We start from the raw sequence: 17,339 nt of genomic DNA on the forward strand, positions 1-17,339 counted from the left end.
CAGTTTTCATACAGCCTCGGGTAGCCTTTCTGCTCGGCGGTCCGGAAGGACCGGCGCCCTCGAAGAGAAGGCTCCAGGAGGCGTGCCAGAGCGGCCGAATGGGACTCACTGCTAATGAGTTGTCCCTTCACGGGGACCGGAGGTTCAAATCCTCTCGCCTCCGCCACGCCCGGGAAACCGGGTGACAACTGAATACGCGTACGCGCCCGTAGCTCAACGGATAGAGCATCTGACTACGGATCAGAAGGTTAGGGGTTCGAATCCCTTCGGGCGCACAGAGTTCGGCCCCCGATCCGCGAAAGCGGATCGGGGGCCGATCGGCTTCTCGAGGAGTTCCACCGAGTTCCACCCCGGCGGCTCCGGCGATCGCCTCCATGCCGAGACCATGCACAGGCACGTCGCGACAGCTCATCAGACCCATGACCGCCGGTTATTCCTTCTGGGAATATGCCTCCGATGATATATTCTGGTGATGTGGCAAATCGAGTACTCCGAGGAAGTGGGCATGTGGCTGCAATCGCTGAGCGTCGCCGATCTCGCGGCCGCCCGGCGCAAGCTCGACCTACTAGCCGCCGAGGGCCCGATGCTGCGCATGCCGCACGCGAAGTATCTCGGACAGAAGTTGTACGAGCTGCGATTCACAGCGGAAGAGGTCAACCGGCGCATCACCTACACATTCGACCCACCGCGGAAGGCGATCACCTTGACCACCTTCCGTAAGCAACGGCAGAACGAAGTCCGCGAGGTCGCCCGCGCGCGTAAAGCGTTGAAGCGCTACCGCGACCGGCCGAGTATCGACAAGGACAAGGAGTAGGGCTGATGAAGACGATGAGCCACGATGAGGTGTTCGGCGCTCGGCTGGCGCAGATGACCGATGAAGAGCGCGCCGAATACGAAGCCGCCTACGAGGAGGCGGGCCTGGCGCTGCGAATGGCCGAGCTGTTCTACGCCGCGCGTACCGGTGCCGGATTGACCCAGACCGAGCTCGCCCGCCGCATGGGCACCACTCAACCCACGATTGCCAAGATCGAGGGCGGCGGGCGCGTGCCGACCATCGACATGCTCGACCGGCTGGCCCGCGCGGTCGGCCAGCGCCTCGAGGTATCGCTGGTCGCATAAGCCCGTGGGCGTCGGGTGCGGCGCCACGACCAGCCATGAGCAGTAGGCCCCATCTACTCAGCGATATGAGGCGAGGCGGCCGCCTCCTCCTTCGGGACACCGGGTTGCCGAAATTCGCCATACAGGATCAAGAGGTGCCGGCGCTGCGCGCCGCCGCCGATCCGGGATTGCTGAATTTTCGATACCCGAGGAAGTGTGGGCGCGACGAGAGCCGTACCCGGCCTACCTCCCGCAGATCCCACGATTCGTCCGGCAATCCGCCTGGTCGACTGGCCGTAGTGCGGTCAAGTCCAAACACGTGGTGTAACAGGGTGATCGCCGCGTGACCCTGTGTGGTCAGGCGGTCAGGGCTGCGGGTTCGGTGTCCTCCTGTTCCTCGGTGGGATCGCTGTGGTGGCGGGAGCGAGCCAGGACGTCGAGGCCGAGGTAGCGACGGCCCTCGATCCACTCGTCATGTTGTTCGGCCAGGACAGCGCCGACGAGGCGGATGATCGCGGTCCGGTCGGGAAAGATCCCGACTACGTCGGTCCGGCGGCGGATCTCTTTGTTCAACCGTTCCTGCGGGTTGTTCGACCAGATCTGACGCCAGATTTGCTTGGGGAACGCGGTGAACGCCAGCAGGTCCGCTCGCGCGGTGTCGAGGTGGGCGGCGACTTTCGGCAGCTTCTCGGTCAAGGCGTCGAGCATCCGGTCATATTGCGCTTCAACAGATTCGGTGTCGGCTTGATCGAACACCGAATGCAGAAGAGTGCGGACCCAAGGCCAAGAGGCCTTCGGGCAGACGCTCATCAAGTTGACGGTGTAGTGGGTGCGGCACCTTTGCCAGGACGCGCCCGGCAAGGTGGCGCCGATCGCGGCGACCAGCCCGGCGTGGGCGTCGGAGGTGACCAGCTCGACCCCGGTCAGGCCGCGGGCGACCAGGTCGCGGAAGAACGCCAGCCAGCCGGCGCCGTCTTCACCGCTGGTGACCTGCAGGCCGAGGATTTCTCGGTAGCCCTCGGCGTTGACCCCGGTGGCGATCAGGGCGTGGACGTTGACCACGCGCCCGTTCTCCCGGACTTTCAGCACGAGTGCGTCGGCGGCGACGAACGTGTAAGGCCCTTGATCGAGGGGGCGGGTGCGGAACGCTTCGACCTGGGCATCGAGGTCGGCGGCCATGATCGACACCTGCGACTTCGACAGCCTGGTCACCCCCAACGATTCGACGAGCTTCTCCATCCGGCGGGTTGAGACACCGAGCAGGTAGCAGGTCGCCACCACCGATGTGAGGGCTCGTTCGGCGCGTTTGCGGCGTTCGAGCAGCCAGTCCGGGAAATAGGTCCCGGTCCGCAGTTTCGGGATCGCGACGTCGATGGTGCCGACGCGGGTGTCGAAGTCACGGTGGCGGTAGCCGTTGCGGGAGTTGCTGCGCTCAGGCGCGCGCTCGCCATAGCCGGCACCGCAGATCGTGTCGGCCTCGGCGCTCATCAACGTGTGGATGAACGTCGAGAGCATCTCCCGCAGCAGGTCAGGGCTGGCTGTCGCCAATTGCTCGGTCAACAGCTTGCCCGGGTCGATAGGCTGGAGATCGGTCATCGCGTGGTCTTCTTCCTTCGAGTGACTTTGGTCGGTCTCTTGAAGAATCACGCGGTGACCACCCTGCTGTCCGGGGAATCGACAGGCAGACAACTCAGTTGCTGCTCCTACACCACGCTATTGGACGCAACCCGTAGTGCAGCTTCATCCAGTTGCGGAAATACTTGAACCTGAGAGGTGAGCATGACAAGCAGGCAGGATCGTGTGGTAGAGCGAGCTCCATGACCAACGCCTCCTTGGACGGGAAGCCCAACTCCGTTGACAACTGTCGCCTCTGACTCACGCCTGGAACAATCATCGCGCAGGCGAAGACGGCATCGGCGGTGTGCGGAAGGCGGATATGGCTACACAAGACAGACCTGCTACTAGCTCTGAGGGCGATTCAGAAGAACCACCCGTCGAGGCAGACACTGATTCGCCCGAGATAGGCAGCGATCAGACCGACGCGTCAGCGATCGATATGGAACAAATCCGTTCAGAGGTCCATCGACGGTTTGAGCTCGTTCCAGCCATCGGTACGCGATGGCGGTGGTATGACGTTCCGTATCGTATTTTGCGGTGGTTGGGCTCCTCTTGGCGACATCGCTTAATGCCTTGGCGATTGCGCATCCGGCTAAATAACTGCGCGAACTTCCTTATGGCCTTCGACCACTATGAGCGGTTAAAGGTCGATTCGCTGGACAACCCGATGGACAATTTAATTGTTCCGCCGAATGAGAAAGTTACGCAGGGAGCCCTCTGGATCGTTGAGTTTTTCCCTCCCAGCTACTACGCCAACCTACTTAAGGCGCTCAAAAAGAACGGGTGGGACCAGCTGCTCATACCCAGCTTTGACGGCCCAAACGCCGCGAAGGTCACGCAAGCTCGTCGCGGGCACGGATTTTCTTAGTCACGACTCGGAGCGGTAACGACCCCGAATTCACGGTATTTGATTCCCGACGCCAAACGCGAGCTACTACCCAAGGAATTCGCATACATCGAAATCTCAGCAGTGCAGCTCGGACGCAGCCTTACCGCAGTAACCGCGTTCATTGTTCTAAGCGAACACGGAAGTAGCGCCCTAAACACTGTATGGCATGCACAGCATGAGCCCACGCTTAAGTTGCGAGGTTTTCAGCGTCCAAAAGTTGAAAATCGCTACTTCGCGGCTATTCTCGCCGTCCAGCGCGAGCGTCAGCGGATACATGATCTCGCCCGCACCTGGCTTACGAAAAACTGCAGCGGCTATTTCGCCGATGTAGAGATGCGACAGCCTGTCATCGACTTCAATTTGTTTACAGAATTTGACCCGACGACCACTAAAGCTTCTCGGGAACTTGGTGAACCGCTCCGAGCGCTAGGCATGGGCGCAATAATCTCTATAATCTCGTTTCTCCGCAGATCCCTGGAACGGTGTTCGTGGAGGGAGACCCCCTTCCTCGTCCGACTGAACCACTGCAAAATTGCTGGGGAGTTGTGGGCGCCTACGAGACTGTGGCGCAACTAAATGACCGGCAAGGCTACGGCAATAAACCCTATTCCGCCTCGGCTCTGGCAGCAATGGCCGATGACGGGATCAGAAGCTTTCTTCTTCATATAGCCGTCGTGCGATACACGGATCAGCTGCGAGCTACATTTTCTGATTCTCGTGATACCGCACGTTCAAAACACATGGAGTTTAGGCCCCGCCAGGTCGACCAACTCAAGCGTGAGTTGCTCGCAATGAGTATCGACTTGCCTGTCGTCGCACGGGATACAGCGGACCTGTGGGCTAGCTACTGGCGAGGACACGGAATCACGGTCAAGGCATTGCCGGCACCAGAAGTACACAATCCACCGGAAGAATACGACTTCATAGAACACCTTGGGGAAATTCGTACTCAAGCCTTCGAAGAGCTGCTCACAGAGGACACGGCCTACCGCAACGCGTTATCTACAGCATCTTCACTTGGCGCGAGCGCAGCGAGCAATCGATTGAGTCGTAGAGCATTGCTTGTTTCGGGCACCTCCCTATTGGTCTCGATTACGTCCCTGCTTGTTGCTAATAAGGGAGCAGTATGGCCCCAGATTCAAGACTGGCTATCCGTTTTCTAGCTGGACTCTGTTACCTCCTGAATAGATAGTCTTTCGCTCGCCAGGACATCTCGCTACCTACGGCCGCGTGGCCCTGCTGGTTGGTGGCCTGCATTGTGTTCCCGCGCCCCTCCACCGTCAAGGGCGCCTACGGCGTCAGCTTCGCTGATGGCTATCGCCACCCTGACCGCGGAGCCTCTACGCGAGAAGGGCAGGCCCTAATGGGGCAGGCGGGTAGCCAGCCCCCTGTATGCGCATACCACCACCCAGCAGGGCCAGCACAGGGTTGCGACTCGAGAAGGCGTTACTTTGGCCATACAAACGTCCGCATATAGTGGCGAACCGACCGAAACCCAGAATCGCCAGATTCACCGGAACGCTCAGTCTCACAACGACACTGGCAGACTTCAGCGGACGGAAAGGGCCCACGGGATGGATCAGAAGGTTACTAGTTCAAATCCTGTCGGCCCTGAAAGAGCATCATTCCCAGGCCGATGCGCGGAGATTGATACCGCGGCTCCAGCCCGCGAGTTGGACATAAGAGTCAGCGGCGGGCTCCACCCTGGAACACACGATCGAATGCCGGGCCGTCGGTAGTCGTCGAGCCGATCGGGTAGGACACGCACCGGGCCGCGGATGTGAACGCGTGCGACACTGGCCGTCCGTGCAGTTCGGTGTATTGGAGGGTCGATGTTCGCGCTCGTGGTGAGATTCAACCTGAAGGACGCCGATGCCGCCGAAGCATTCGACCGGTTGGTGGCGGAGACCGCCGAGGGCATCACCGAGTCCGAACCCGGCACCCTCGTCTACGTCACCCACACCGTGGCGGACGCCCCACTCGCCCGCATCTTCTACGAGGTCTACCGGGACCGCGAAGCGTTCGAGGAACATGAGCGTCAGCCTCACACCCGCCACTTCCTCGATCGGCGCGCCGACTACGTTGTCGATTTCCGGGTCGAGTTCCTGACCCCGGCCGCCGCCAAGGGCCTGCCCTGATCACAGCCGGTCGGCGATCCCGCACCACACGGCCAGCCCGTGCACGGCGTCGCCCCGGCGGGCTTCGGCGCGAGCCAGAGCACGTACCGTTTCGCGGACCATCGGGTTGTACCGGGTCTGGGCGGGCGCGATCCTTTTCGCGGTATACAGCGACTCCAGCGCCCGCCCACGGTCGCCCTGAAGAAGAAATGCCCGCGAGAGGTCGATGTAGTGATGCCCGGACCGCTCCTTCGGTGTCGTCGCCGGGATCACGACCGTATGCGCTCGGCTCAAAGCTGTCGCCGCATCCATGGCTTCTACCGACAGAGCAACCGACCAGATGGCTACGTTGGTCGGGCCGAACGACAGTATTCGATCGCGGTCATCTCCCAACCGTCGCGCGGCCTCGCGGGCTTCGGCCAGGTGTTCATCGGCGAGATCACGCTTCCCGGAACGGGAAGCGGCCAAGCCCGACTGGAGGTGGAGACCGCCCCACGCGATGAGGTCCTTCCGGGCGGCGGTACCGAGCCGGAATTCGATATCGGCCCGGCAGTTCTCCAGAAAACACATCGCCGCAGTCCAGTCGCCCCCTGCGGTCAGAATGGCCGCACGCTGGAATTGGGCCGCAGCGATCCACAGCGAGTCGCCGGACTTCGCCGCAGACCAGGTCAGGCGGTCGACCGCGGTACCAGCAAGGTCGATATAACCCAGTTTGTGCGCAACACTGTGCGCTGAGTAGTACAACTCGCACAGAAGAGCTGCCGCCTGCTCTCGCTCGTGACCGGCACTTCGATGCACCGCCGCCCGAAGCTCCCCCATCAGCGGCAGAAGTTCCTCGCCCAAGCGATGGAATGACGCGTTCCGGCGGTAGATACAGATCCGAGCGACTGCTTCCCGCAACTGCTCGAAGGGCCGCACCGCCGACACTGCGTGATTGTCGATGTCGTAGGCGGCGAGTTCGGTACGCAGCCCGGAGATGGCGGCGTGCATTTCGGCGTCGTGCCCGAGCCCGGGGCGAAACGGCTGCCCAGTGAGGTCGGCAACTCCGACCCGAAGAGCTTTGGAGACCGCGCCCAGGAACGCAGCTGTAGCAGGCACCCGCTTCTGCTCCACCGAGCGAATGAGACCGATCGACACATTCGCTCGCGCAGCGAGTTCTCTCTGCGTCATACCGGCCAGCTTTCGAGCCTGGGCGACGCGTGAGCCCACGGCATCGTCGGTCTTTTCCGTCACCGTTCCAGTAAACCGCCGCCAGGGGGCTCCGGGTGCGAAAAAGCTTCGTACTCCGGCACCGAGCGCACGGGCACAGTCCGATACGACAGTCGCTCCGCTCGAACAGGGCGACTCGGTCACCGAGGAAGCAGAACGCCCCCATCCACACCCCTCCACAACAAACCGAGGTCTCCGAATGACAGAGATCCCAGCCCTTCCCTTCCGAGCACCGAAGAACCGGGCCATGGCGGCGACATTGAAACTCCTGCAGGCGGGAAAAACCTGGGTCACCGACGACCCGAAGGTTCTGCGGCAGATCGCCGATGGCCTGCGCAACCTGGACCAGCCCACGACCCATTGCCGGTCACAGGCCCCGATCCGCGGATACGCACACGCACATCAGGTGATGGCGACCCACGCCGAGCACCGCTGCCCCCGCTTCGAAACTGCGGCGGAGTTCGCGGCCCGGGCACGCCCGTGAGTAAGCCGATATCCGGAAAGCTGAGAGCACTCGTACTGCGCCGGACCGATTGCGACAGCGGCGTTATCGACCGATTGGCACAGGAGCACGGCCTCGAAATCGTGTACACGGTCGTCACGGACACCACCCCGCAACTCGCGGCGCTCATCGCTATTCATCACATGCTGGAATCCGACGCCGAGGCAGTTGTAGTTCCGCACCTCACCGAAGACGAGGTTCGGAGGAATCGCTCGTGGCAGTTGGTGGTCACGCTCACGAGACTGGTGACCGCGGTCGGTGTGGTCGATCGATAGTGGCGCGTGCTCGAGCACGCACGTTGTGCCGGCGATCACCGTCTTACTCGTCGACGGAGAGTCCCAGTGTCGAGGGATAGCGAAGCGAGAAAGTGGTTATACCGGCGGCGAGGACCGAACCACGACGACCCGGAGCTGGGAGGATGCAGAAATGAGCGGCGGCGACAAGTGTCTGTCCGAACTGGGGCCCGAGGAGTTGCGCGGCCGGAGCGACGATCTGGCCGCCGTGCGCGACCGCCTGGTCGAGCTGGGCGCGGCCGATGTGGCGACGGAACTCGACGAGGTCCTGTCGGCGATCGCCCGCTACGACGAGCCCGATATAGAGGATCACCGCGCGCAGGTCGAGCGGCGCATGGCCAAGATCGCGGACGTGCTCCGGGCCGTCGAGCGGGAGAACTCCGGTGACGGCCGGCAGGTCGAGGAAGCGGTCACCCGGTATCGCGCCGGCATCGACTGAGTGCGGCGTGCGGCCCGGTCGGGTAGCGAAGGCGCCGGTCGGGGGATAGGTTGCGAAAGGGCCCGCCGTTTGTCCGAGCTGTCGGCTCGGCGTGCTGCCAGGAGAAGTTGTGGTCGAGCGATCGTCTACCCCGGACCACCCGCCGGAGCGGGGTCCCGCCGGGCTGCGCAGGCGGATCGGCCTCTCCGATGCGGTAATGATCGGTCTGGGCTCGATGATCGGTGCGGGAATCTTCGCCGCCCTCGGACCGGCCGCGCGCGCGGCCGGGGCCGGCCTACTGGCCGGGCTGGTGGTGGCGGCGGTGGTCGCCTACTGCAACGCCACCTCGTCGGCTCGGCTGGCGGCACGGTATCCGGTTTCCGGCGGCACCTATGTGTACGGCCGGGCGCGGCTCGGGGAGTTCTGGGGGTTTCTGGCGGGCTGGAGTTTCGTGGTCGGCAAAACCGCTTCGTGTGCGGCGATGGCGCTGACCGTGGGCGCCTATGTGTGGCCGGAGCGGGCGCATGCCGTCGCCGTCGCCGCCGTGGTGACGATGACCGCGGTCAACTACCGCGGCGTGGAGAAATCGGCCGAGCTGACCCGCATCGTGGTAGCCGTCGTGCTGGGTGTGCTGGCCGCCGTGGTGGTGGCCGCCGTTACCACCGGGCACGCCGAAACGGGGCAGCTCGTGTTCGACGACGAGGTGTCCTTCGGTGGGATCCTCCAGTCCGCGGGACTGCTGTTCTTCGCGTTCGCGGGGTACGCGCGAATCGCCACCCTCGCAGAGGAAGTACGCGATCCGGCGCGCACAATCCCGCGGGCGATTCCACTCGCGCTGGCGATCACCCTGGCCGTCTACACAGTGGTGGCGGTAACCGCGCTGGCGGTACTCGGCCCCCGGCAGCTGGCGGAGGCGACCGCTCCCCTCTCGCAGACCGTGCATGCCACCGGCGTGACCTGGCTCGAACCCGTGGTCCGCGCCGGGGCGGCCGCGGCGGCACTCGGCTCGCTCCTCGCCTTGACCCTGGGGGTTTCCCGCACTGCGCTGGCCATGGCACGCGATCGATATCTGCCTCGAGCGCTTTCGGCGGTGCATCCCCGGTTCGGGGTGCCGCACCGTGCGGAGATCGGCGTCGGCGTGGTCGTGGCGGTGGTGGCCGCGACCGCCGATGTGCGTTCGACCATCGGGTTCTCCTCCTTCGGTGTGCTCCTGTACTACGCCGTCGCCAACGCCTCGGCCCTTACCCTGACCGCGGCCGAGAACCGGCCACCGCGCGTGATCCCGGTCCTCGGCCTGTTCGGATGCCTCGTACTGGCCTTCACCCTGCCTTGGACGGCAGTGGCTTCCGGGGTGGCGGCTACCGCTGTGGGAGTGGCGATCTACGTGGTTCGTGCCCGGGTGCGACAACGGTCATCCGGCAACGGCGCTGCCTCCTGACGGCGACCCGGCACGAGGCCCGCCTGCTCCGCCGGCTGATTCCGCTGGGCCTGGTCCTGCTCTGTGACTTCGGTGGCTTTGTGGCCATCGTCAGCCTTCCCGCCTTCCGGGTAACGCTGGTATCAGGCCCGGCGCCGGTTTCCGTTCCGTACCCATCCCTGGGCGACATCGCCGAGATTCCACCAGCAGACGTGCCGCTCGTCCACCGATTCCAGCGACCACCCGGCCGCGAGGCGATCGAAGAACGCGTCGTCGCCGGTCTTGCCACCCTGGGGTTCGCCCACGTAGATCAGGCGCCGGCCGCCTCGGGACTCGAAGAGTTCGAGTGCGGCCGACGCCATTCGATCGCCCCACCCCGGGGGCCAGCACAGGAACAGAACCGATTCCGCGTCCAACCCGGCCGCGAACCCCTCGGCCGCGCCGACCGGAAACCACACCGCCGGGTGTCCGGCGCTACCGGGAAAGGACACGTTCACCGTGGTGTCCGGGGGCGCCGAATCGAACGCCCTGATCGCGACACCCCGGTCGGCGAGTAGTTTCGCCCAGTAGCCGCGTCCCGCCCCCAACTCGACCAGGGGGCGTCCCGCGCCGAAGGCCACGATCCAGTCGAGCGTCTCCGGTGCCGGGATCGCGTAGGCGTAGGCGGCCTGCAGAATCGTCTGAGCGAACCCCAGCCGCACGCTCCCCCGCGGATTGCCGCCGTCGACGACCCGCCGGTCACCGGCGGATCCGACGGCCGGGCCGACGATATCCCAGTACGGATTGCCCGACTCGGTTTCGCCGCCGGTCATGTAGTGCACGAACCGCAGGTCGAAGGCCGCGTCGGTGTGCGGATCGCCGGTCCCGTCCAGCAGTGGAGCGGTGGTCAGGTACTCGGCGACCTTCGGGTATTCGGTCCGCAACCGGGCCTCGTCGTCGAGCAACACGGCCAATTCGGTGCGGCGTTCAGGCGTCAGGACGAGACCGGTCATACCTTTTGATTCTCCAGGGCGCCGGGCGCTGCCCGGCGATTTCCACGATCCGCGCCGAAACCGTGACAGTGCCGCCGCGGCCGGCGGCCGGGAACCCGCCGTGCGGAGAACCGGTATCGACCGCGTGCGCCTCCGGCGTTTACGCTCCGTCGAACACCGCGCCCAGGACCTTCGATGAAGGCCCGGGCGCCACCGCGTCCCTTGACCACGGCGAAGGCGTTGAGGCTGCCGTAACCGTTGCCGAGCTCGGACACGGGACTGATCAGAGGTGGAGTGGTCGTGGCGCGAGCATGGCATCCGTTGCGGGCGGTTACTGTCCTCTGCACCGCCGCCCGGCGGCTCGGTCCGCACTGCCCGGAGGCCACGATGGGAATCACGTAAGCGCGGGGTCCGGCGCCGCTGCCTCCGCGGTTACTGTGCCCTCCGCCGACCGGCGGCCGACGGGGTCAGCCGACCTTGGGGGTGGCTCGCATGCCGACGTACACGCAGGCGGTGCCGTTGGACAAGGTGGAGAACACCACGGGCATGTAGCCCTCGCTGAAGGAGGGGCCCGCGCCGGAGGCGGCGAACACGGTCGGTGTCACCGGGGTGAGGTCCATGTCCAGGGGCGGGGACATGTCCTTCATGCCGTCGACGAACTCGTACAGCATCTGCGCGCCGCCGTCCTCACGCCTGCTGACGGTGATGACGACGCCTTCGCGCCGGTAGGTACCGAGTAGCGGGGCGAGGTCGACAGTGGGTGGCTGGGCAGGCGGCGCGAACGGGGGAGGCATCGTGACCCCGGCCAGCTCGCTGAGCAGCTCGCGGAACAGGTCGGCGTACAGCAGGCGGGCACTGCCGCCGTTGGTCATCAGCACCAGAGCGAGTCCTGCGTGCGGGACGACCCGCAGGTAGGAATACTGGCCGATGGCCGCGCCGTCGTGGCCGTAGCCGGCGATGCCGTTCCAGTCATACAGGGTCCAGCCCAGTCCCCAGCCATCGGCGGAGACCGTCCACTTGTCGAGCACGTCGGTCTCACGGCGCTGCATCGCGGCGACTGCCTGCTCCGACAGCACGCGGGTGCCGTCGGCCGCGGTGCCGCCGTTGAGGTGCAGGCCGGCGAGGCGAGCCATGTCGCCGGCGGAGACGATGACGCGGCCGGCCGGGCCGGCCGAGCGCGGCATCAGGTCCCAGGCGGGAGCCGGGTCGGGGTCGGCGCCGACCTCGCCCAGGTGGCTCATCGCCGTGCGGAACCGCAGGGCCTCCTCCGGCAGGGTCATCGAGTGCTCCAGGCCGAGCGGGGTGAACAGCAGGTCCTGGAGCGCCTGGTCCCAGGTACCGCCGGTGAGTACCTCGATGAGGCGGCCGAGCACGATGTAGCCCAGACCGCCGTAGGAGGTCGCGGTGCCGGGCGGGCAGTCCAGCGGCACCTCCCTAGCAGCCTGGACGTACTTGGCCAGGCAGTCGTCGCCACGGCCGCTGTCGTGGTTGAAGTCGTTGGTGACGCCGCCGGTGTGCGACAGGAGCCGCCGTACGGTGATCTCGGCGGTGGCCTGGGGGTCGGGGGTGGCGAACTCGGGCAGCACGTCGGCCACCCGGGTGTCCAGGCTCAGCCGGCCCTCGTCGATCAGCCGCATGATGAGCGTGGCGGTATAGATCTTGGCGATCGAACCGGACAGGAACATCGAGTCCGTCGTCACCTCCACGCCGGTGCCGCGGTGCAGTACGCCGCTGGCCAGTTCGTGCACCTGCCCGTTGATCAGCACAGCCAGTGCGGCGCCCGGGACGTGATGCGCGGCGCGCAACTCGTCCAGGCGAGCCTGCCAGCGCCCGGCCTCGAAGCGGCGGCCCGCCGAGTCGTGCAGACCCCAGTCGCCCTGCGCGGTCCAGTCGCCTTCGGCGTTCCAGTTCAATTCCGTGTTCATCGATCTTTCCTCAGTAAGTTGTCGTTGGGTATTGGGATGAGGTCAGGAGTGGGCGGCCTGCGCGGGCTCGCGCTCCCGGGCGTCGGCGGAGGCAACCGGACGCGGCGACCCGGACTCCTTGCGGCGCAGCATGTCCCCGTCTACGAGGACGGCCGGCGGCGCTCCGCGAACGCGCTGGGTGGCGCGCAGGGGGCCGAGCCGATGCTGCCGGTACGAGGTGATCATGATGTGAAGCTCCGATCTCGGACGGTGGAGGTGGCCGGGATCTCGGTCGCAGCCGGCGCCGCCGGGGTGGCGGTGCGATCGCGCATGATGACGAAGGTGAGAATCGCGGCGGCGAACACGCCGAGCGCGGCGCCGAGGAAGGCGGTGTTCATCGCGGCAGTGAAGACGTCTCGCGCGGCGTCCGCGATGCCGGTGTCACCGAGGGCGAGGGCCTCGCCGATGGACCGCCGCGCCGCTTCCGGTGCGTCGGCGGGCATATTCCTGGTGAAGGCGCTGGTCACGACGCTGCCGAGGACGGCGATACCGAGCGCGGCGCCGGCCTGTTGGATGGTGTCGTTGAGTGCGGACCCGACGCCCGCCTGCTCCGGCGGCACGGCGCCCATCAGTGCGCTGGTGATGGCGGGCATCGCGAGTCCTCCGCCGGCACCGAGGACACATAGGGCAGCGGCCAGCATCGCGAACCCGTCTTCGGGCGTCAGCGTGGACAGCTTGCCGAATCCGGCGGCCAGCGTGGTGAGTCCGACGACGGCGAGGGTGCGGTTGCCGATCCGGCTGCCGAACGTCACGCCGAGCGTGTTGCACAGCAGCGAGGCGGCCGCCATCGGGATGAACGCGAGCCCGGCCTGGGTGGGGGTGTAGTCGAGGACGTACTGCAGATACTGCGTCAGGATCAGCAGGAGTCCGCCGTTGCCGACCTGGACCAGCGTCAGCGCCAGGGAGCCGCCGCTGAAGGCACGGTCGCGGAAGAGCGCCAGTGGAACCATCGGGGCCGGCGTCCGCCGCTCCCACACCACGAACGCGCCCAGCGATACGACCGCGACCACGAGCGCGCCCAGCGTGCTCGGATGACCGAAACCGCTCTTCGGCAGCTCGATGATCGACCAGACCAGCGCCGTCATGCCGACCGCGGACAACACCGCACCGAGCGGGTCGGGTTTCCGCCAAGGCCCCTTCGACTCGGGCATGAGCACGACGGCCGCGATGATCGCCACCACCGCGATCGGAACATTGATGAGGAAGACGGCACCCCACCAGAACCACGCGATGAGTGCGCCGCCGAGGACCGGGCCGCCCACCAGGCCGATCATCGCGACTGCGCTCCAGGCGGTCATGGCCTTACGCCGCTCGGTGCCATCGAAGACAGTGATCAGGATCGACAGCGTGCTGGGCATCACCAGAGCGCCGCCGATACCCATCACGACCCGGGCCGCGATGAGCTCACCCGGACTGGCGGCGAACGTGGCGACAAGCGACGCGAGCCCGAAGAGCACCAGACCGATGATCATCACGCGGCGGCGGCCGAACCGGTCCGAGAGGCTGCCGGAAGTCAGCAGCAGACCGGCGAACACCAGGATGTAGGAGTCCAGTATCCACTGCATGTCCTGAGCGCCGGCCTGCAGATCCTGGGTCAACGGTGGGACCGCCACCGCCAGTGCCATGTTGTCGACGACCAGCACCAGCGTGCTGAGGCACAGCACGATCAGAACCAGCCAGCGCCGCGGGTCGCGGATCACTTCCATGTCGGAACTCCCAGCGTTCGATGTTCGCCAATGCGCACACTGTACGCAAAGTAAGAGCCGTGCGCAATTGGCGTACGATGTGCTCATCACGATGACCGTAGAAGGGAGACCCGATGTCGGCCGATGAACAGCCGATCCCGTCGGTGTGGACACGCCCGCGCCGCAAGGAGCAGCCGGCGCTGAGCCGCGAGCGAATCGTCGCCGATGCCGTCCGCCTGCTCGACGCCGACGGCATCGAGGCGCTGAGCATGCGCACCCTCAGTACCCGGCTCGGCGCGGGAGCCACCTCGCTCTACCGCCACGTCGCCAACAAGGACGAACTCATCGAGCTGGTTGTAGACGAGGTCTACGGCGAACTGGTGGTGCCCGACGTGCACGAACAGACGGCCTGGCGCACGGCGGCCCGCGAAACCGCAGACAACTTGCGTGCCATGATCCTGCGCCATCCCTGGATGACATCAATGCTCGGACAGTCCGGGCTCGCGTACCTGGGACCCAACATGATGCGGCTGAACGAGCGCCTACTCACCGTGTTCGAGACTGCGGGATTCGCGCCGGACGAGCGGGACCATGCGATGAGCACCCTCGTCGCGTACGTGATGGGCATGGCATCCAGCGAGGCGGCCTACTTGTCCACACTCGCCCGTAGCGGCAAGGACGAGCGTGTATGGCTCGAGAGCCTGGGGTCGGCCGCCGAGCAGGCCACGCGGGAGCATCCGAGGTTGCGAGAAGAATTCGCCGCGATACGCGATCGGGATCCGCGTCGGGCCCGAGAGAGCGCCTTCGATTACGGGGTGCAGCGGGTGCTCGACGGCCTGCAGATCCGGCTCGGGTGAGTCGAACCGGTGGACGGCCCGTGACCGGCACCCGGCTCGACCAACAGATGACCGTTCTCAGCCGGTGACGATAGGAACCAGGTAGGCCCTGGCGAATTCGTCGAGCTGCTCGTCGGATTCCAGCGGAACCAGACCCGAGGGGCACAGGATGAAGGAATGCAGCACACGACATGCCACTTCCGCGCGGGCGAGCAGATCGGCCGGCTCGATCAGCAGGCCGGCGTCGGCGGCGCGGCACAGGGCGGTGTGTGTGGCGGCGACCGACATCGCGAAGACCGGGCCGCCCTCGACGGTGAGCTTCTCCAGGATCCGTTCCGGTTCCACGGTGAGCATGCGGTTGACCAGCGTGTGTTCCCGCCAGCGTGTGATCACCGTGACAAAGATGTCGGAGATGAGATCGGCGAGGCTGTCATGGCGGGTGGAGATGGCATCGACCTCGGTCAGCACCGCGGCTACCTCCCGGCTCACTACCGCCTGCACCACATCGTCTCGGGAGCCGACACGGCGATAGATGGTGACGCGGTCGACACCGGCCTGCCTGGCGATGTCTTCGATAGTCGTCTTCTTGACGCCGAACTCGCTGAATCTGATCAACGCCGCGTCCAGAATGCGAGCCTCGATACCGTCCTGCAGTCCGGGTGACGATGTATACGCGGCGGACATGCAGTTAACGCTAGCAAGTACCGCGTGAGCGCAAACACCTATCGGGCACTCGCAATATTGCAACATTGCTATTAATTATGTTGCGATGTAGATTCGCCGAATGGTGCAGACCAGCCGAGCATCCGCTTGTTTCACCCTGGCGCGTCGTACATCCCGACTATCGGGAGACAACTGATGGGCACCCAGGTACCGGCTCGCGGTTTCCAGATGATCGGCACGGCCGTGGACGTCTGCCGATCGATATTCGTCGCCCACCGGCCCGCCTCGTTGCTGCCGCACTCGAAGGTGCTCTGGCACAGCGGATTCAACCGCAGACTCGTGGTCGCCGCGATCCGGCGCAAGGCCGTCGACGTGGTGGCGGTGATCCTGGTGGATCCCGACGGCGATCCGTTACCCGCCTGGTTACCGGGCGCCCACCTGGAACTGTCCCTACCGTCCGGGCGCCGCCGCCGGTACTCGCTGTGCGGCGATCCCCGCGACCGATCCGCCTACCGCATCGCCGTCCGGCTCATGCCGCACGGCAACGGCGGCTCGATCGAAATCCACGAAAGCCTCCGCAGCGGTGACGCACTGCGGGTCCACGGCCCCCGGCACACCTTCCCGTTCATCGACGCGGAGGAGTACCTGTTCGTCGCCGGCGGCATGGGGATCACCCCCATCCTCCCCATGGCCCAGGCGGCCGGCCGGCGCGGCAACCTCGTCTACATCGGGCGCAGCCGGGAGTCGATGCCCTTCCTCGACCGGGTCCCCGGCGCGGTCATCCGGCCGGACGACGAGTTCGGGACTCCGGATATGGAGGAAATCCTCGCCCGCGCGAACCCGCATGCGGCCGTGTATGTCTGCGGGCCCACTCCCATGCAGGAAGCCGCCGCGCGCGCCCTGCCGCGGGTGAACCCCACCTGCACACTGCATCTCGAACGCTGCCCGGCGAGGCGGGCCACCCCGGCGTCCGACGCGGTGTCCTCCCGGCCGTTCCATTGAAAAAGCCCCTCACCACAGGTAAGGGGCTGAAGCGGTGGCGGAGGGATTTGAACCCTCGGAGGGGGGTTACCCCTCACACGCTTTCGAGGCGTGCTCCTTAGGCCGCTCGGACACGCCACCGCCCGCAAGAATACCGGAACAGCCCCGTATCCCTAAATCGGGGGCCCGACCTGCGAACTTTCGCGGTGCCCACACGCACGGGACCATTCCCGAAGAAGCTTCAGCGCTGGGTCCGGAAGAAGTCGTCGAGAATCGCCGCGCATTCGGGCTCCAAGATCCCGCCGCGCACCTGAGGACGATGGTTGAGGCGCCGGTCGCGGACCACATCCCACAGCGAACCGACCGCCCCCGTCTTCGGCTCCCACGCCCCGAACAGCAGCCGATCCACCCGGGCCGCCACCAGCGCGCCGGCGCACATGGTGCACGGCTCCAGGGTCACCGCGAGAGTGGTGCCGGTGAGCCGCCAGCCGTCGCCGTGGACCGCGGCCGCGCGGCGCAGGGCCAGCACCTCGGCATGCGCGGTGGGGTCGCCGGAGGCCTCACGCGCATTGGTGGCGCGGGCCAGCTCCCGACCCTGGTCGTCGAACACCACCGCGCCCACGGGAACGTCCCGCGGGTCGGCGGTGGCGGCGACGGCGAGGGCCGTACGCACCATCTC

The 17,339-nt window shown here is 65.9% G+C and carries 19 protein-coding genes and 3 tRNA genes; 13 read left to right on the forward strand and 9 right to left on the reverse strand.

Annotated elements, in window-relative coordinates:
* Positions 1-76: 76 nt before the first annotated feature.
* From AB0H42_RS09945 to AB0H42_RS09960, 4 genes are all read left to right on the forward strand, one after another.
* Positions 77-166: transfer RNA gene (locus AB0H42_RS09945), tRNA-Ser, on the forward strand.
* 36 nt (positions 167-202) lie between these two features.
* A tRNA-Arg gene (locus tag AB0H42_RS09950) sits at positions 203-275 on the forward strand.
* A gap of 197 nt (positions 276-472) precedes the next feature.
* On the forward strand, positions 473-814 hold the full coding sequence (locus AB0H42_RS09955; protein WP_357052572.1) for a type II toxin-antitoxin system RelE/ParE family toxin: 342 nt from the start codon (positions 473-475) through the stop codon (positions 812-814).
* A 5-nt stretch (positions 815-819) separates the two neighbouring features.
* Positions 820-1,119, forward strand: a complete 300-nt coding sequence (locus AB0H42_RS09960) for a helix-turn-helix transcriptional regulator (protein WP_357052575.1) — start codon at positions 820-822, stop codon at positions 1,117-1,119.
* A 336-nt stretch (positions 1,120-1,455) separates the two neighbouring features.
* On the opposite strand, the gene AB0H42_RS09965 is transcribed toward AB0H42_RS09960, so the two are convergent.
* A complete protein-coding gene (locus AB0H42_RS09965) occupies positions 1,456-2,694 on the reverse strand; it encodes an IS256 family transposase (RefSeq protein WP_357052578.1) in 1,239 nt (412 codons plus the stop codon).
* Between the two features lie 340 nt (positions 2,695-3,034).
* On the opposite strand from AB0H42_RS09965, the gene AB0H42_RS09970 reads away from it, so the two are divergent.
* The 3 genes from AB0H42_RS09970 (at position 3,035) to AB0H42_RS09980 (ending at position 5,742) form a co-directional block, all read left to right on the forward strand.
* Positions 3,035-3,583 (forward strand): hypothetical protein, encoded by a 549-nt coding sequence (locus tag AB0H42_RS09970; protein ID WP_357052581.1) that lies wholly within the window; start codon positions 3,035-3,037, stop codon positions 3,581-3,583.
* A 566-nt stretch (positions 3,584-4,149) separates the two neighbouring features.
* Positions 4,150-4,767, forward strand: coding sequence for a hypothetical protein (locus AB0H42_RS09975; RefSeq protein ID WP_357052584.1), 618 nt, complete (start codon positions 4,150-4,152; stop codon positions 4,765-4,767).
* Between the two features lie 669 nt (positions 4,768-5,436).
* Positions 5,437-5,742 carry an antibiotic biosynthesis monooxygenase gene (locus tag AB0H42_RS09980; RefSeq protein ID WP_357052587.1) on the forward strand — a complete coding sequence of 102 codons (306 nt, stop codon included), beginning with the start codon at positions 5,437-5,439 and terminating at the stop codon, positions 5,740-5,742.
* Here AB0H42_RS09980 and AB0H42_RS09985 read toward each other — a convergent pair whose 3' ends face one another.
* Positions 5,743-7,179 carry a helix-turn-helix transcriptional regulator gene (locus AB0H42_RS09985; RefSeq protein ID WP_357052590.1) on the reverse strand — a complete coding sequence of 479 codons (1,437 nt, stop codon included), beginning with the start codon at positions 7,177-7,179 and terminating at the stop codon, positions 5,743-5,745. It lies immediately after the preceding gene.
* Here AB0H42_RS09985 and AB0H42_RS09990 point away from each other — a divergent pair.
* From AB0H42_RS09990 to AB0H42_RS10005, 4 genes are all read left to right on the forward strand, one after another.
* Positions 7,178-7,414: a hypothetical protein gene (locus AB0H42_RS09990; protein ID WP_357052593.1), complete on the forward strand. Its 237-nt coding sequence runs from the start codon at positions 7,178-7,180 to the stop codon at positions 7,412-7,414. The two genes, AB0H42_RS09985 and AB0H42_RS09990, sit on opposite strands and share 2 nt — an antisense overlap.
* On the forward strand, positions 7,411-7,707 hold the full coding sequence (locus AB0H42_RS09995; protein ID WP_357052596.1) for a hypothetical protein: 297 nt from the start codon (positions 7,411-7,413) through the stop codon (positions 7,705-7,707). The genes AB0H42_RS09990 and AB0H42_RS09995 overlap by 4 nt, the downstream gene beginning before the upstream one ends.
* A 151-nt stretch (positions 7,708-7,858) precedes the next feature.
* The gene (locus tag AB0H42_RS10000) at positions 7,859-8,164 is read left to right on the forward strand and encodes a hypothetical protein (protein ID WP_357052599.1); all 306 of its coding nucleotides are present in this window, start codon (positions 7,859-7,861) and stop codon (positions 8,162-8,164) included.
* 109 nt (positions 8,165-8,273) lie between these two features.
* Complete coding sequence (locus AB0H42_RS10005; RefSeq protein ID WP_357052602.1) at positions 8,274-9,581, forward strand: APC family permease; 1,308 nt, start codon at positions 8,274-8,276, stop codon at positions 9,579-9,581.
* Between the two features lie 122 nt (positions 9,582-9,703).
* Here AB0H42_RS10005 and AB0H42_RS10010 read toward each other — a convergent pair whose 3' ends face one another.
* The 4 genes from AB0H42_RS10010 to AB0H42_RS10025 form a co-directional block, all read right to left on the reverse strand.
* Positions 9,704-10,552 (reverse strand): hypothetical protein, encoded by an 849-nt coding sequence (locus tag AB0H42_RS10010; RefSeq protein ID WP_357052605.1) that lies wholly within the window; start codon positions 10,550-10,552, stop codon positions 9,704-9,706.
* Between the two features lie 446 nt (positions 10,553-10,998).
* Positions 10,999-12,456: a serine hydrolase domain-containing protein gene (locus AB0H42_RS10015; protein ID WP_357052607.1), complete on the reverse strand. Its 1,458-nt coding sequence runs from the start codon at positions 12,454-12,456 to the stop codon at positions 10,999-11,001.
* Positions 12,457-12,498: 42 nt separating this feature from the next.
* Positions 12,499-12,681 (reverse strand): hypothetical protein, encoded by a 183-nt coding sequence (locus AB0H42_RS10020; protein WP_357052610.1) that lies wholly within the window; start codon positions 12,679-12,681, stop codon positions 12,499-12,501.
* Entirely contained in the window at positions 12,678-14,201 is a 1,524-nt protein-coding gene (locus tag AB0H42_RS10025) for an MFS transporter (protein ID WP_357052613.1), read from the reverse strand. Before AB0H42_RS10025 ends, AB0H42_RS10020 begins: the two co-directional genes overlap by 4 nt.
* Before the next feature lie 113 nt (positions 14,202-14,314).
* Between AB0H42_RS10025 and AB0H42_RS10030 the strand changes: the two genes are divergently transcribed.
* The gene (locus AB0H42_RS10030; RefSeq protein WP_357052617.1) at positions 14,315-15,037 is read left to right on the forward strand and encodes a TetR/AcrR family transcriptional regulator C-terminal domain-containing protein; all 723 of its coding nucleotides are present in this window, start codon (positions 14,315-14,317) and stop codon (positions 15,035-15,037) included.
* 57 nt (positions 15,038-15,094) lie between these two features.
* Here AB0H42_RS10030 and AB0H42_RS10035 read toward each other — a convergent pair whose 3' ends face one another.
* On the reverse strand, positions 15,095-15,700 hold the full coding sequence (locus tag AB0H42_RS10035) for a helix-turn-helix domain-containing protein (protein WP_357052620.1): 606 nt from the start codon (positions 15,698-15,700) through the stop codon (positions 15,095-15,097).
* Between the two features lie 174 nt (positions 15,701-15,874).
* On the opposite strand from AB0H42_RS10035, the gene AB0H42_RS10040 reads away from it, so the two are divergent.
* Positions 15,875-16,681, forward strand: a complete 807-nt coding sequence (locus AB0H42_RS10040) for a ferredoxin reductase (protein WP_357052623.1) — start codon at positions 15,875-15,877, stop codon at positions 16,679-16,681.
* Between the two features lie 32 nt (positions 16,682-16,713).
* Here the strand turns inward: AB0H42_RS10040 and AB0H42_RS10045 are convergent.
* Both AB0H42_RS10045 and AB0H42_RS10050 read right to left on the reverse strand, forming a co-directional pair.
* Positions 16,714-16,801 (reverse strand) — tRNA-Ser (locus AB0H42_RS10045).
* 100 nt (positions 16,802-16,901) lie between these two features.
* Positions 16,902-17,336 carry a nucleoside deaminase gene (locus AB0H42_RS10050; protein ID WP_030524293.1) on the reverse strand — a complete coding sequence of 145 codons (435 nt, stop codon included), beginning with the start codon at positions 17,334-17,336 and terminating at the stop codon, positions 16,902-16,904.
* Between the last annotated feature and the right edge of the window lie 3 nt (positions 17,337-17,339).

The sequence above is a fragment of the Nocardia sp. NPDC050799 genome (assembly GCF_040654015.1).
In the GTDB taxonomy this organism is placed as follows: Bacteria; Actinomycetota; Actinomycetes; order Mycobacteriales; family Mycobacteriaceae; genus Nocardia.

What these genes read in the sequence shown, in the direction of transcription:
- AB0H42_RS09955 (WP_357052572.1), top strand. Translation starts at nt 473, where the DNA reads ATGTGGCAAATCGAGTACTCCGAGGAAGTGGGCATGTGGCTGCAATCG.
- AB0H42_RS09960 (WP_357052575.1), top strand. Translation starts at nt 820, where the DNA reads ATGAAGACGATGAGCCACGATGAGGTGTTCGGCGCTCGGCTGGCGCAG.
- AB0H42_RS09965 (WP_357052578.1), bottom strand. Translation starts at nt 2,694, where the DNA reads ATGACCGATCTCCAGCCTATCGACCCGGGCAAGCTGTTGACCGAGCAA.
- AB0H42_RS09970 (WP_357052581.1), top strand. Translation starts at nt 3,035, where the DNA reads ATGGCTACACAAGACAGACCTGCTACTAGCTCTGAGGGCGATTCAGAA.
- AB0H42_RS09980 (WP_357052587.1), top strand. Translation starts at nt 5,437, where the DNA reads ATGTTCGCGCTCGTGGTGAGATTCAACCTGAAGGACGCCGATGCCGCC.
- AB0H42_RS09990 (WP_357052593.1), top strand. Translation starts at nt 7,178, where the DNA reads ATGGCGGCGACATTGAAACTCCTGCAGGCGGGAAAAACCTGGGTCACC.
- AB0H42_RS09985 (WP_357052590.1), bottom strand. Translation starts at nt 7,179, where the DNA reads ATGGCCCGGTTCTTCGGTGCTCGGAAGGGAAGGGCTGGGATCTCTGTC.
- AB0H42_RS10000 (WP_357052599.1), top strand. Translation starts at nt 7,859, where the DNA reads ATGAGCGGCGGCGACAAGTGTCTGTCCGAACTGGGGCCCGAGGAGTTG.
- AB0H42_RS10010 (WP_357052605.1), bottom strand. Translation starts at nt 10,552, where the DNA reads ATGACCGGTCTCGTCCTGACGCCTGAACGCCGCACCGAATTGGCCGTG.
- AB0H42_RS10015 (WP_357052607.1), bottom strand. Translation starts at nt 12,456, where the DNA reads ATGAACACGGAATTGAACTGGAACGCCGAAGGCGACTGGACCGCGCAG.
- AB0H42_RS10020 (WP_357052610.1), bottom strand. Translation starts at nt 12,681, where the DNA reads ATGATCACCTCGTACCGGCAGCATCGGCTCGGCCCCCTGCGCGCCACC.
- AB0H42_RS10025 (WP_357052613.1), bottom strand. Translation starts at nt 14,201, where the DNA reads ATGGAAGTGATCCGCGACCCGCGGCGCTGGCTGGTTCTGATCGTGCTG.
- AB0H42_RS10030 (WP_357052617.1), top strand. Translation starts at nt 14,315, where the DNA reads ATGTCGGCCGATGAACAGCCGATCCCGTCGGTGTGGACACGCCCGCGC.
- AB0H42_RS10035 (WP_357052620.1), bottom strand. Translation starts at nt 15,700, where the DNA reads ATGTCCGCCGCGTATACATCGTCACCCGGACTGCAGGACGGTATCGAG.
- AB0H42_RS10040 (WP_357052623.1), top strand. Translation starts at nt 15,875, where the DNA reads ATGGGCACCCAGGTACCGGCTCGCGGTTTCCAGATGATCGGCACGGCC.
- AB0H42_RS10050 (WP_030524293.1), bottom strand. Translation starts at nt 17,336, where the DNA reads ATGGTGCGTACGGCCCTCGCCGTCGCCGCCACCGCCGACCCGCGGGAC.